Raw genomic sequence first — 12,401 nt, forward strand, 5'->3', positions numbered from 1 at the left:
CGCGGTCTCGGTACCGAGCCAGGGCGCCTCCCGCTCGTCCGGTGCCGGGCCCCGCACCGCCGCCTCCGCCACCGCGCGCAGCGCCGTCAGCAGCGGGCCCACCGCCGGTTCGTGTCGCAGCGCGAGGTCGTCGCCGTCGACCTCCAGGGGGACGCCCGCCGAGGTCAGGGCCCGGCGCAGGGGGGGCAGCGTGCGCCCGCCGGCCCGGACGAGCACCGCCATCTCGGACCACGGGACCCCGTCCTCCAGGTGCGCCCGGCGCAGCAGGTCCGCGATGTTCTCCAGCTCCGTGGAGGCGGTCGGGTAGGTGTACGCCTCGACGGAGCCGCCCTCGCGGACCGCGCCCAGTTCGCGGTGGGCGCGGACCTTCGCCGACGGCAGCCGGGTGAGCGGCATCCGCCGGGTGAGCAGCCGGCTGGCGGCGAGGAGCCGGTCGCCGGAGCGGCGCGAGGTGGTGAGGACGCCGACCGGGGCCGGGGCGCCGTCCGCGCGCCGGAACATCGCCGGGAAGTCGAGGATGCCGTTGACGTCGGCGCCCCGGAACGCGTAGATCGACTGGTCCGGGTCACCGAAGGCGATCAGGTCGCGCCCGCCGCCGCCCCCCGGAGCGCTCCCCCGGTTGCCGGCCAGCGCGTGCAGCAGCCGTACCTGCGCGGGGTCCGTGTCCTGGTACTCGTCCACGAGGACCGCGTCGTACGCCCCCGCCAGCTGCGCCGACACCTCGGGGCGCTCCGCGAGCAGCACCGCGCGGTGCACCAGCTCCGCGTAGTCCAGCACGCCTTGGGCGTCGAGCACGTCGAGGTATTCGGCGAGGAAGCGGGCGGCGGCGCCCCAGTCGGGCCGGCCGGTGCGCCGGGCGAAGGCGGCGAGGGCGTCCGGGCCGAGGCCCAGTTCACGGCTGCGGGCGAGCACCGCGCGCACCTCGTCGGCGAAGCCGCGCGTGGTCAGGCAGGCGCGCAGCTCGTCGGGCCAGCTGATGTGCGGGCGCCCCTCCTTCTCCAGTTCGAGCTGGCCGGCCAGGAGGTCGCGGACGGTCACGTCCTGCTCGGGCCCGGACAGCAGTCGCAGCGGGTCCGCGAAGAGGTCGGCGTCCTGGTGGGCGCGGACCAGGGCGTAGCAGAAGGAGTGGAAGGTGGTGGCCTGTGGCCCCCGGGCGGCGCCGAGCCGGGCGGCCATCCGGTCGCGCAGTTCGACGGCGGCCTTGCGGCTGAAGGTGAGGACCAGCAGGCGGGCCGGGTCGGCGCCCCGGGCGATGCGCGCGGCGACGGCTTCGACGAGCGTCGTCGTCTTGCCCGTACCGGGCCCGGCGAGCACCAGGAGCGGACCGCCGGGGTGGTCAACCACCGCGCGCTGCGCCGCGTCCAGGAGAGGGGGCTCCACCGAACCCGGCAGGGTGCGCACCAGCCGGTAGGAGCCCGTGGTCCCCGGCCGTGCGTGACGGTGAGGACTGAGCCGGGTGGTGGAGGAGGTGCTCACGTGGGTTCGCCGGTCCTGGTGGGTGTACGGGTGGGGGAGCGGCATCAGCCGCGAACTGAAGACGCTACTCCGGCACGCCCCCCGAATGCGGCGGGACGACTGCGGGGATCGTCACGTTCTTCCGGCCGCGCCCCGCGCACCGTACGGACGCGGTTCCGCCCGATCCGCCACCCCATGGCCGAAGCTGTCAGGTGTGAGTTCCCCCACCGCCGCCGCCCGTCACGCCGTCCCATCGCGCGCGCCGCATGTCCAGGCGCGGGAGGTGGCCCTCCGCGCTCGCCGGGGCCTCGCGCAGCGGGGTGTTCTCCGCCCGGTAGTGGTCCAGGGCGCGCAGCTCGTGGCCGGGCAGCAGCCTGCCGTCGGAGCGCACCACGCGCCACCACGGCGCCGCGCTCCCGTACAGCGCCATGACCCGGCCGACCTGGCGCGGGCCGCCCTCGTCCAGCCACTCCGCGACGTCGCCGTAGGTCATGACGCGGCCGGCCGGGATCAGGTCGGCGACGTCGAGCACGCGCTCCGCGTACTCCGGCAGCGCGTCGCCCGTGGGGTGTTCGCTCATCCGCCCCATCCTGCCGCACACCACCGACAGCGCGGCCCTCACGGCCCGGCCCGTGTCCGTGCGCGCACGCAGCGTGCGCACGGCGGGAAAGGAGCGTATGTTGCGCACCGCACGCCCCCCGCATCGCACCCTGATGCCCCCTCGCGCCCATCGGCCGTGCCACCATCATGCGGGCGGTGACCGGTGATACGAGAACACGAAGACCAATCAGAGGCGACGAAGGAGCAGGGCGTGCAGCCACCGAAGGCGGCCGACGACGCCTCCGATGCCGAGCCGCGTCCGGACAGGGCCCGGGAAGCGGGCACGGACGCGGAGACCCCTGCCGGATCGAGCCTCGCCGGCTCCGACGGGGCGCAGGCCGAGCGCGTCTCCGGTGACGAACCGCTGCTGCCCGCCCGTGTGCACCGCCCCTCCGACCTGCTGCGCCTGCTCATCGGAGTGCTGGCGGTCATCGTGCTGTTCTCCGTCGCCGCCTTCGCCCACGGCACGACCACGGGTCTCGAAGAGGACATCAACAAGGGCACGGGCCAGGCCCCCGACCTGCTGATCAAGCTCGCCGGGCTGGTCTCCAGCATCGCCGTGCTGCTCGTCCCGGTCGCCTTCGCCATCGAGCGGCTGATCAAACGCGACGGGCTGCGGATCGCCGACGGGGTGCTGGCCGCGGTGCTGGCACACGGGGTGACGCTCGCCGCTGACCTGTGGGTCGCCAAGTCCGCCTCCGGCACCATCCGGGACGCGCTGACCCAGCCGCAGCCCGGCGACGCGGTCACCGATCCGGTGCACGGCTACCTCGCGCCCGTGATCGCCTACATGACCGCGGTCGGCATGGCGAGACGGCCGCGCTGGCGGGTCGTGCTGTGGATGGTGCTGCTGCTCGACGCCTTCGCGATGCTGGTCGGCGGCTACACGACCCCGTTCTCCATCGTGCTCACGGTGCTGATCGGCTGGACGGTGGCGTACGGCACGCTGTACGCGGTCGGCTCGCCGAACGTCCGCCCGACCGGCCAGCACCTGATGGCCGGTCTGCGGCACGTCGGCTTCCGGCCGGTCACCGCGATGCGTGCCGAGGACGCTCCCGACTCCGGCGACCAGAGCGACCGGGGGCGCCGCTATCTGGTCTCCCTGGAGGACGGGCCACCGCTCGACGTGACCGTCGTGGACCGCGAGCAGCAGGCCCAGGGGTTCTTCTACCGGGTGTGGCGCAGGCTCACCCTGCGCGGCATCACCCAGCGGCGGTCCATCCAGTCGCTGCGCCAGGCGCTGGAGCAGGAGGCGCTGCTCGCGTACGCGGCGATCGCCGCCGGCGCCAACGCGCCCAAGCTCATCGCCACCTCCGAGCTCGGCCCGGACGCCGTGATGCTGGTCTACGAGCACATCGGCGGGCGGTCCCTGGACGCCCTGGCGGACACCGAGATCACCGACGATGTGGTGCGCGGGGCGTGGAGACAGGTCAAGGCCCTCCAGTCGCGCCGGATCGCGCACCGCAGACTCACGGGCGACGCCATACTGGTGGATCGTTTCGGCAAGGTGTTCGTCACCGACCTGCGCGGCGGCGAGATCGCGGCCGGTGACCTGGTCCTGCGGATGGACGTCGCGCAGCTGCTCACCACCACCGGGCTGCGGGTGGGCCCGGAGCGGGCCGTGGCCGCCGCGCTCGCCGTGCTCGGCCCCGACGCGGTCGCCGACTGCCTGCCCCTCCTCCAGCCGATCGCGCTCAGCCGCTCCACCCGGGCGCAGCTGCGCCGGCTCGCCCGGGCACGCTCGCAGCGCGAGCGCGAGGCCGTTCTCGAAGCGTCGGACGCGGCCAAGCGCGCCCGGGCCGAGGACGCCGAGCTGTCCAGGAGCGGGGACCGCAAGAACGCCCGCAAGTCGCTGCGCACCGAGAAGCAGGCCGAGAAGCGGGCCATGGACGACGCCCTCGAAGAGGTGCGCGAGGAGGACCTGCTCTCCCAGATGCGCCGGGAGGTCCTGCTGATCCGGCCGCAGGCGCCGGTCGAGCCCGTCCGCCTGGAACGCATCAAACCGCGCACCCTGATCAGCTTCATCGCCGGTGCCATCGCCGCGTACTTCCTGATCTCGCAGGTCACCGAGGCCGACTTCGGGGCGGTCGTGGAGCAGGCGGAATGGGGCTGGGTGGCCGCCGCGCTCGGCTTCTCGGCGCTGAGTTACGTGGCCGCCGCGATGAGCCTGCTGGGCTTCGTACCCGAGCGGGTGTCGTTCGCGCGGACCGTCCTCGCGCAGGTCGCCGGGTCGTTCGTGAAGATCGTGGCGCCGGCGGCGGTCGGCGGGGTGGCGCTGAACACCCGGTTCCTCCAGCGCTCCGGGGTCCGGCCCGGCCTCGCGGTGGCCAGCGTCGGCGCCTCCCAGCTCTTCGGCCTGGGCTGCCACATCCTGCTGCTGGGCGCCTTCGGCTATCTGACCGGCACGGAGAAGACGCCGTCCTCGCTCACCCCGTCCAGGACCGTGATCGCCGGGCTGCTGACGGTCGCCGTGCTGGTCCTCGTGGTCACCGCCATCCCGTTCCTGCGGAAGTTCGTGGTGACCCGGGTGCGGTCGCTGTTCGCCGGGGTCGTCCCCCGCATGCTCGACGTGGTGCAGCGTCCGCAGAAGCTGCTCACCGGGATCGGCGGGATGCTGCTGCTGACCGGCGTCTTCGTGATGTGCCTGGACGCCTCGGTCCGGGCGTTCAGCGGACCGGACACCCCGCACCTCAGCTACGCGAGCATCGCGGTCGTCTTCCTCGCCGGCAACGCGCTCGGCTCGGCGGCGCCGACGCCGGGCGGCATGGGTGCCGTCGAGGGCGCGCTGACGCTGGGTCTGATCGCGGTCGGGCTGCCGAAGGAGGTCGCCGCCCCGGCCGTGCTGCTGTTCCGGCTGATGACCCTGTGGCTGCCGGTCCTTCCCGGCTGGCTGTGCTTCAACCACCTCACGCGCAAGGGGCAGCTGTGAGACCCGGGCGCTGAGCGGGGGCGGGCGGGCGCACGGAGGGCCTACGTGCACGGGAGGGCCTACGTGCACGGGCCACCCACTTGGACCGGCACCCCGTGCGCGCGCCCCGGCGCCGCCGCAGCATGGAGCGATGAGGACCTCCCCTGCCCTGCGCGCCGCGGCCCTCGCCGCCACCGTGACCGTGCTGCTCCCCCTCGCCGGCTGTGCGGACGGCGGTGAGCGGGAACCCGCCGGCCCGACGAGCCAGGGCCGCGCGGCGAACGCCGCCACCGGCAGCCCGTCGTCCGGCCTCGCCTCCCAGAAGCTGACCTGGAAGAAGTGCCCCGCGCCTTCCCAGGCCCAGGGCGGCGGAAACCCGCCTTCCCCGCTCCCCGGCGGGGCGAACTGGGAGTGCGCCTCCATGAAGGCCCCCCTCGATTACGCGAAGCCGGACGGCGCCACCATTGAGCTGGCGCTGATCCGCGCGAAGGCGATCAGTCCGAAGAAGCGGATCGGCTCGCTCATCTTCAACTTCGGCGGCCCCGGCGGCTCGGGCGTCGCCACCCTGCCCGCGTTCGGTACGGCGTACGACAAACTGCGCGCCCGGTACGACCTGGTGAGCTTCGACCCGCGCGGCGTGGGGAACAGCGACGGCGTCGAGTGCGAGACCGACAAGCAGCTGGACGCCCGCTACCAGGAGGACGGCACCCCGGACGACGCGGCGGAGGAGAAGGCGTTCGTCCAGGACACCAAGAGGTTCGCCGCCGCCTGCGAGAAGCGGTCCGGTGAGCAGCTTCCGTACGTCGGCACCACCAACGCCGCCCGCGACATGGACCTGATGCGCCAGGTGCTCGGCGACGACAAGCTGTACTACTTCGGCATCTCGTACGGCACCGAGCTGGGCGGCGTCTACGCGCACCTGTTCCCGAAGAAGGTCGGCCGGGCGGTCCTGGACGCGGTGGTGGACCCCACCGAGGACGCCGAGCAGTCCTCGCTGAGCCAGGCCAAGGGCTTCCAGCTCGCCCTGGACAACTTCACGAAGGACTGCGCGGAGCGGGGTGACGCCTGCAAGCTGCCCGGGTCCGACGCCGGGGAGATCGAGAAGGGCATCTCCTCCCTGCTGGACCAGCTGGAGAAGAAGCCCATCAAGGGCATCGGCGCCCGCAAGCTGACCGAGACCCAGGCGACCACCGGCATCGCGGCGGCCCTCTACTCCAAGGAGACCTGGCCGCTGCTGGAACAGGGGGTGGACGAGGCCGACGGCGGGAACGGCTCCCTGCTCCTGGCGCTCGCCGACTCCCTCAACGGCCGCTCCGACGACGGGCGGTACGACAACTCCGCCGCCGCCTACTCCGCGATCAGCTGCGCCGACTCGCGCGAGCGGTTCACGCTGGAGCAGACGAAGGCGAAGCTCCCCGAATTCCGCGACGCCTCGCCGGTCTTCGGCGACTACCTGGGCTGGGGCCTCATGGGCTGCACCGACTGGCCGGTCAAGGGCACCTGGAAGACCCCGGACGTCAGCGCCCCCGGCTCCGCCCCCGTCCTCGTCATCGGCAACACCGGCGACCCGGCGACCCCGTACGAGGGCGCCGAGGCGATGGCCGGGGAACTGGGCGAGGGCGTCGGCGTGCGGATGACGTACAAGGGCCAGGGGCACGGCGCGTACAACAGCGGGGACGCCTGCGTGCAGAAGGCGGTCGGCGGCTATCTGCTCGACGGCAGGGTCCCGGAGTCCGGCACGGTCTGCGGCTGAGCCCCGCGAGGCGCCCCCCTACGATGGGCGAACTGCCGTACGGGCAGCGCTCGACGGGGAGGGAACGCACACGTGGTCGCACACGCACGGGCCGGATCGGTGGCCGCCGCCGTACTGCTGCTGACGGGGGTGCTCGCGGGCTGCGAGGACGGTACGGAGGACGAGCCGGGGAAGCGGGCGGACGGCTCCGCCGCCTCGTCGCCCGGCCCGCTCGCCTCGCAGCACCTGGACTGGACCCGTTGCGAGGCTGCCGAGGACGGTGAGGCGCCGGGCTCCGACTGGCGCTGCGCGACCGTGAAGGTGCCGCTGGACTACGCGAAGCCGAAGGGCGGCACGATCGGCATCGCTCTGATCCGCAAGGAGGCCACGGACACGTCCAAACGCCTGGGCTCGATGCTCTTCAACTTCGGCGGACCGGGCGGCTCCGGCGTCTCGATGCTGCCGCGCGCCGCCGCCGGGTACACCACTCTCAACACCCGCTACGACCTGGTGGGCTTCGACCCGCGCGGAGTGGCGCGGAGCGCCGGGGTGCGGTGCCGCGACGACGAGGCGCAGGAGAAGGCGTACCGGAATGTGGACATGACGCCGGACACGGCGGCCGAGGAGACGGCCTTCATGGCGGACGGCGCCGACTTCGGGGCCGGCTGCGCACGCCTCTCCGGCAAGGTCCTCCCGTACGTCGGCACGACGAACGCCGCCCGCGACATGGACCTGATCCGCCAGGTCCTCGGGGACGAGAAGCTGACGTACTTCGGCATGTCGTACGGCACCGAGCTGGGCGGCACGTACGCCCACCTCTTCCCGGAGAAGGTGGGGCGCACGGTCCTCGACGCGGTCGTCGACCCGACCGCCGACGCCACCGGACACGCCCGCAACCAGGCGACCGGCTTCCAGCGGGCGCTGGAGAACTACTTCAAGGACCGCGGCGAGGACCCGGAGGCGGGCACCCGGCGGGTCGCGGCGCTGCTGAAGCGGATCGACGCCGAGCCGCTGCCGACCGGCACGGACCGCGAGCTCAACCAGTCGCTGGCGATCACCGGCATCGTGCTCCCCCTCTACTCGAAGGACAACTGGCCCACTCTCACGCGGGCCCTGGACGAGGCCCAGGACGGCAGCGGCGCCACGCTGCTCCAGCTCGCCGACTCGTACAACGGCCGGGACGAGAACGGCCACTACGACACCCAGAACCATGCGCAGCGGGCCATCTCCTGTGCGGACGGCAAGGCCCGGCCCACGGCGGCCGAGGCGAAGGCGCTGCTGCCCGAGTTCGAGAAGCTGTCCCCCGTCTTCGGCCCGTTCCTGGCCTGGGACACGGCGGGCTGGTGCTCCGGCTGGCCGGTGGAGGGCGAGCACGACGACCCGGAGGCGAGCGCGCCGGGCGCCGGTCCGATCCTGGTCGTCGGGACGACGGGCGACCCGGCCACGCCGTACGAGGGCGCCCGCAGGATGGCGGACGAGCTGGGCGAAGGCGTCGGCGTGCTGCTCTCCAACGAGGGCGAGGGGCACGGCGCGTACGGCGGCAACAGCTGTGTGACGTCCACCGTGGACTCGTACTTCCTGGACGGGAAGGTCCCGGCGGACGGCAAGACCTGCTCGTGACGGTGCCCGCGGACGCCGAAGGGGGCCGGCCCGCGCGACGCGGACCGGCCCCCTTCCGACCGTTCTAGTAGACCGGCTTCTCGGGCTCGATCTGGTTGACCCAGCCGATCACGCCGCCGCCCACGTGGACCGCGTCGGCGAAGCCCGCCGACTTGAGGACCGCGAGGACTTCCGCACTGCGGACACCCGTCTTGCAGTTCAGGACGATGCGCCTGTCCTGCGGGAGGTCCTGGAGGGCGTTGCCCATCAGGAACTCGTTCTTCGGGATCAGCCGGGAGCCCGGGATCGCGACGATCTCGTACTCGTTCGGCTCGCGGACGTCGATGATCTCGATCTTCTCGTCGGCGTCGATCCACTCCTTGAGCTGCTTCGGAGTGATGGTCGAACCGGCCGCCGCCTCCTGGGCCTCCTCCGACACGACGCCGCAGAACGCCTCGTAGTCGATGAGCTCGGTGACGGTGGGGTTCTCGCCGCAGACCGCGCAGTCGGGGTCCTTGCGCACCTTGACCTGGCGGTACTGCATCTCCAGTGCGTCGTAGATCATCAGCCGGCCGACCAGCGGGTCGCCGATGCCGGCGAGCAGCTTGATGGCCTCGTTGACCTGGATCGAGCCGATGGAGGCGCAGAGCACACCGAGGACGCCGCCCTCGGCGCAGGACGGAACCATGCCCGGCGGGGGCGGTTCCGGGTAGAGGCAGCGGTAGCAGGGACCGTGCTCGGACCAGAACACGGACGCCTGGCCGTCGAAGCGGTAGATCGAGCCCCAGACGTAGGGCTTGTTCAGCAGAACCGCGGCGTCGTTGACGAGATAGCGGGTGGCGAAGTTGTCCGTGCCGTCCACGATCAGGTCGTACTGGGAGAAGATGTCCATCACGTTCTCGGCTTCCAGCCGCTCTTCGTGAAGGACCACGTTGACCAGGGGGTTGATGCCCTGGACGGTCTCCTTGGCCGACTGGGCCTTGGACTTGCCGATGTCGCCCTGGCTGTGGATGACCTGGCGCTGCAGGTTCGACTCGTCTACCTCGTCGAACTCCACGATGCCGAGCGTGCCGACACCGGCGGCGGCCATGTACATCAGGGCCGGCGAACCGAGGCCGCCGGCGCCGACACAGAGCACCTTCGCGTTCTTCAGCCGCTTCTGCCCGTCCATCCCGACATCCGGGATGATCAGGTGGCGGGAGTACCTGCGGACCTCGTCGACGGTGAGCTCAGCAGCTGGCTCGACCAGGGGTGGCAGCGACACAGGAACCTCAACAATGCAGGTGGTCGGTTTCTACGTACTTCGACTACGTACGGTTGTTCTTGCCGTAACACTGCCACGCCCCTTCTCATTCCGAGATACCAGGTCCGATCCGCGAGACGATTTCGTCCCAGTACCTGGGCAGTGCCGCGAATGGATCGCTTTGTCCGACCCCGTTCCCCGGGCCGGACCGTCCGCCGCGGTCGGTGAAGAAGATCGTCCCGGCGCCCTGCCAGCGGGCGATGCGCATCGCCTCCTCCAGATGCGTACGCGGAACGCCGTGCACGAAGTGCGCGAAGCGGCCGGGCGGGTAGGCCGCGGTCCACTCCGCCACCTGCGACCACCGGTAGTCGCTCCACGCGCCCCGGAACGTGACGAGCTGGTCGCCGGTCTCGGCGTACGCGGGATACGGGTGGGTGTCGTGCCCCAGCACGAGGTGGCCGTCGTCCTTCCCGAGGAAGGCCCGCAGGGTGCCGTTGAGGCGGCGGACGGCGGGGAGTTCGGCTCGGCCGGCCGGGCAGTGGTCGAGGTAGAAGCCGTCCACCCGGTACCAGTCCAGGTAGGACCGCGCGTCGGCGAGCAGTTCCCCGAACGGGCGGGTGCCGTGGGCGAGGTCGAGCTGCCCGAGCAGCCTGCCGCCGGACGCCCGTACGGCGTCGAGCGGGTCCCCTTCGCGCAGCGCGCGGGCGCGGGCGTTGCGGAGCCGTCCGGCCGCCTCCAGGCAGTGCGGGTCGGGCCTGCTGCCGGGGCCGTTGTCGATGTTGAGGACCGCCCAGTGCAGCGGGGTGCCGGGGCGGGTCAGCTCGGCCCACTCGGCGGGGGCGAGCAGCGGGTGGGCGTAGCCGGGGACACCGAAGCCGATCCGGTCGGCGCCGCTGGTGCGCCGGGCGGTGCCGGTGCTCGTCAGATACGGCACGCCGCCTCCATCCAGATGTCGGCGAGCGACTCCTCCAGGTTGATCCGGGGGCGCCAGCCGAGCCGGTCCCGCGCGGTGCGGACGTCGGCCTGCTGCCAGGCGCCGCAGCCGTCCGGGTACGGGGACGGGGTGGCCGAGAGGTGTTCGATGACCGACTCGGTGGAGGTGCGGGGGGCGCCGATGGGGAGGCGGGCGGGGGGCGTGTCCAGTTCGTGGAGCGCGCCGGCGTATCCGGCGACCTTGGCGAGGACGGCCGCCGCGTCGCGCAGCCGGACGGCCCGGCCGGTGCCGATGTTGACGACGCCCTGGGCGGCGGAGAGGGAGGCGGCGTGCACGGCCCGCGCCACGTCGCGTACGTCCACGAAGTCCCGCTGCACGCCCAGGCCGCTGAGCTTCAGCTCGCCGTCCCCCGCCTGCATGGTGCGGCGCATCGCCTCGGCGAGCCGGCCGAGCGGGGAACCGGCCGGGGTGCCCGGGCCGACCGGCGAGAAGACCCGCAGGACGACCGCGTCGAGGCCGGAGCCGAGGACGAGTTCGGTGGCGGCGAGCTTGCTGACGCCGTACGGGCCGCCGGGGCGCGGGATGGCGTCCTCGGCGGTGGAGGACCCGGGCTGGGAGGGCCCGTACTCCGAGGCGCAGCCGACCTGGACCAGGCGGGCGGTGCAGCGGCTGCGCCGCATCGCCTCGCAGACGGTGGCGACGGCGACGGTGTTGTGGCGGGTGAGGTCGCGCGCGCCGCCCCGGGTCGCGCCGGCACAGTTGACGACGACCCCGGGGTGGACGGCGTCCAGGAAGCGGGTGAGCGCTCCGGGGCTGCCGGTCGCGAGGTCGAACCGCACGTCGGCGTCGTCGCCCCGGCCGAGGGCCGTGAGGTGGACGGCGGGGTCGGCGAGCAGCCGGTCGGCCACGAACCGGCCGATGAATCCGTTGGCTCCGAGCAGCAGCACCCTCATCGCGCACCGCCCCGGCCTGAGGGCCGACGGCGGGCTGCCGGTGCGGGGGATTGGCGGGTCATGTCGGTGTCTCCTTGAGGGCTGTTCCGTACGTCTCGGTGCGTACGGTTCGGGTGGTGACGGCCCGCGGCGTCGGCTCCGCGGGGGGCTCTGGGCGCCGCCTCAGGGGGCGGCGTGGGCGGATGCCCGGGAGAGGGCGAGTACGGCGGTGATCAGCAGGCCGAGCGCGGCGGTGCCACAGGCCAGTACGGGCACGACCCCGGCGCCCGCCGCTTCGATGAGGGCGTCGACGGGCCGGGCGACCGCGTCCAGCCCCGGCAGCCGCCCGGCCAGGACCAGGGCGGGGGCCGCGGCCTCCAGGGCGCAGGCGGCGGCGAGTCCGGTGGCGGCGGGTTCGGGGAAGCCGTGCACGGTCAGGAGCCGGGCCAGCAGGAGCAGGAGCCCGAGGGCGGCGGCCCCGGCCGGTGAACCGCCGGTGCCGAAGCCCAGCCGGGCCAGGTACAGCAGCGCGGCGAGGGCGCAGACGAAGAGCGCGAGGACGCCGAACAGCGGGGGGCGCACGCCCGCCCCGAACTCCTCCAGCGCATGGCTGCCGTGCAGCCTGCGGTGCGCGGCGAGGGCGAAGAGGTGCGCGCACCAGGCGGCCGGGACCACCGCGACGGCGAGCCCCAGCAGGGGTGCCGGGGTCGCAGTCCAGGGGCCTTCGGGGCCGCCGCTGACGACCTGGTGGAGGAGGTCGTCGCCGTACAGGACGTAGCCGAGCAGCCAGCAGGCGCAGAGCGCGGCGGTGCCGGACGACCCCGCACCGTCCCGGGCGCTCAGCGGGCCGGTGCGCAGGGCGAGGGCGAGGCCGGTGAACGCGAGGAGGGCCCCGGCGGAGCCGATGGCCAGCCGGGCGTCGCCGCCGAGGACGCCGTCGGTCAGGGCGAGCGCGACGAGGGTCGCGAGGCAGGCGGCGCCGGGCAGCAGGGCGCGCA

General features: G+C 73.3%; 9 protein-coding genes. 3 read left to right on the plus strand and 6 right to left on the minus strand.

The window, feature by feature from the left end; genetic code table 11:
- Positions 1–1,476: ATP-dependent helicase (locus G3I41_RS04835; RefSeq protein ID WP_164399068.1), on the minus strand; the 1,476-nt coding region annotated here is incomplete at its 3' end.
- Positions 1,477–1,663: 187 nt separating this feature from the next.
- Positions 1,664–2,035 carry an MGMT family protein gene (locus tag G3I41_RS04840; RefSeq protein WP_164399069.1) on the minus strand — a complete coding sequence of 124 codons (372 nt, stop codon included), beginning with the start codon at positions 2,033–2,035 and terminating at the stop codon, positions 1,664–1,666.
- Positions 2,036–2,266: 231 nt separating this feature from the next.
- Here G3I41_RS04840 and G3I41_RS04845 point away from each other — a divergent pair, with 231 nt between their 5' ends.
- The 3 genes from G3I41_RS04845 to G3I41_RS04855 all read left to right on the plus strand — a co-directional run bounded on the left by G3I41_RS04845 (position 2,267) and on the right by G3I41_RS04855 (position 8,315).
- Positions 2,267–4,984: a lysylphosphatidylglycerol synthase domain-containing protein gene (locus G3I41_RS04845; RefSeq protein ID WP_164399070.1), complete on the plus strand. Its 2,718-nt coding sequence runs from the start codon at positions 2,267–2,269 to the stop codon at positions 4,982–4,984.
- Positions 4,985–5,114: 130 nt separating this feature from the next.
- Positions 5,115–6,716, plus strand: a complete 1,602-nt coding sequence (locus G3I41_RS04850) for an alpha/beta hydrolase (protein WP_164399071.1) — start codon at positions 5,115–5,117, stop codon at positions 6,714–6,716.
- A gap of 72 nt (positions 6,717–6,788) precedes the next feature.
- Entirely contained in the window at positions 6,789–8,315 is a 1,527-nt protein-coding gene (locus G3I41_RS04855; protein ID WP_164399072.1) for an alpha/beta hydrolase, read from the plus strand.
- 64 nt (positions 8,316–8,379) lie between these two features.
- Here G3I41_RS04855 and moeZ read toward each other — a convergent pair whose 3' ends face one another.
- From moeZ to G3I41_RS04875, 4 genes are all read right to left on the minus strand, one after another.
- Entirely contained in the window at positions 8,380–9,558 is a 1,179-nt protein-coding gene (moeZ, locus tag G3I41_RS04860; protein WP_018105519.1) for an adenylyltransferase/sulfurtransferase MoeZ, read from the minus strand.
- A gap of 85 nt (positions 9,559–9,643) precedes the next feature.
- Positions 9,644–10,471: a spherulation-specific family 4 protein gene (locus G3I41_RS04865; RefSeq protein WP_164399073.1), complete on the minus strand. Its 828-nt coding sequence runs from the start codon at positions 10,469–10,471 to the stop codon at positions 9,644–9,646.
- Positions 10,459–11,424, minus strand: a complete 966-nt coding sequence (locus G3I41_RS04870; protein ID WP_073964087.1) for an NAD-dependent epimerase/dehydratase family protein — start codon at positions 11,422–11,424, stop codon at positions 10,459–10,461. Before G3I41_RS04870 ends, G3I41_RS04865 begins: the two co-directional genes overlap by 13 nt.
- A 162-nt stretch (positions 11,425–11,586) precedes the next feature.
- Positions 11,587–12,401, minus strand: an 815-nt coding sequence (locus G3I41_RS04875; RefSeq protein ID WP_164399074.1) for a hypothetical protein, incomplete at its 5' end; no start/stop codon positions are given.

Origin of the sequence: Streptomyces sp. SID9727, from assembly GCF_010550605.1 — a bacterium.
GTDB lineage: Bacteria > Actinomycetota > Actinomycetes > Streptomycetales > Streptomycetaceae > Streptomyces.

Coding starts and splice junctions, on each gene's coding strand:
- G3I41_RS04840 (WP_164399069.1), bottom strand. CDS start 2,035: ATGAGCGAACACCCCACGGGCGACGCGCTGCCGGAGTACGCGGAGCGC.
- G3I41_RS04850 (WP_164399071.1), top strand. CDS start 5,115: ATGAGGACCTCCCCTGCCCTGCGCGCCGCGGCCCTCGCCGCCACCGTG.
- G3I41_RS04870 (WP_073964087.1), bottom strand. CDS start 11,424: ATGAGGGTGCTGCTGCTCGGAGCCAACGGATTCATCGGCCGGTTCGTG.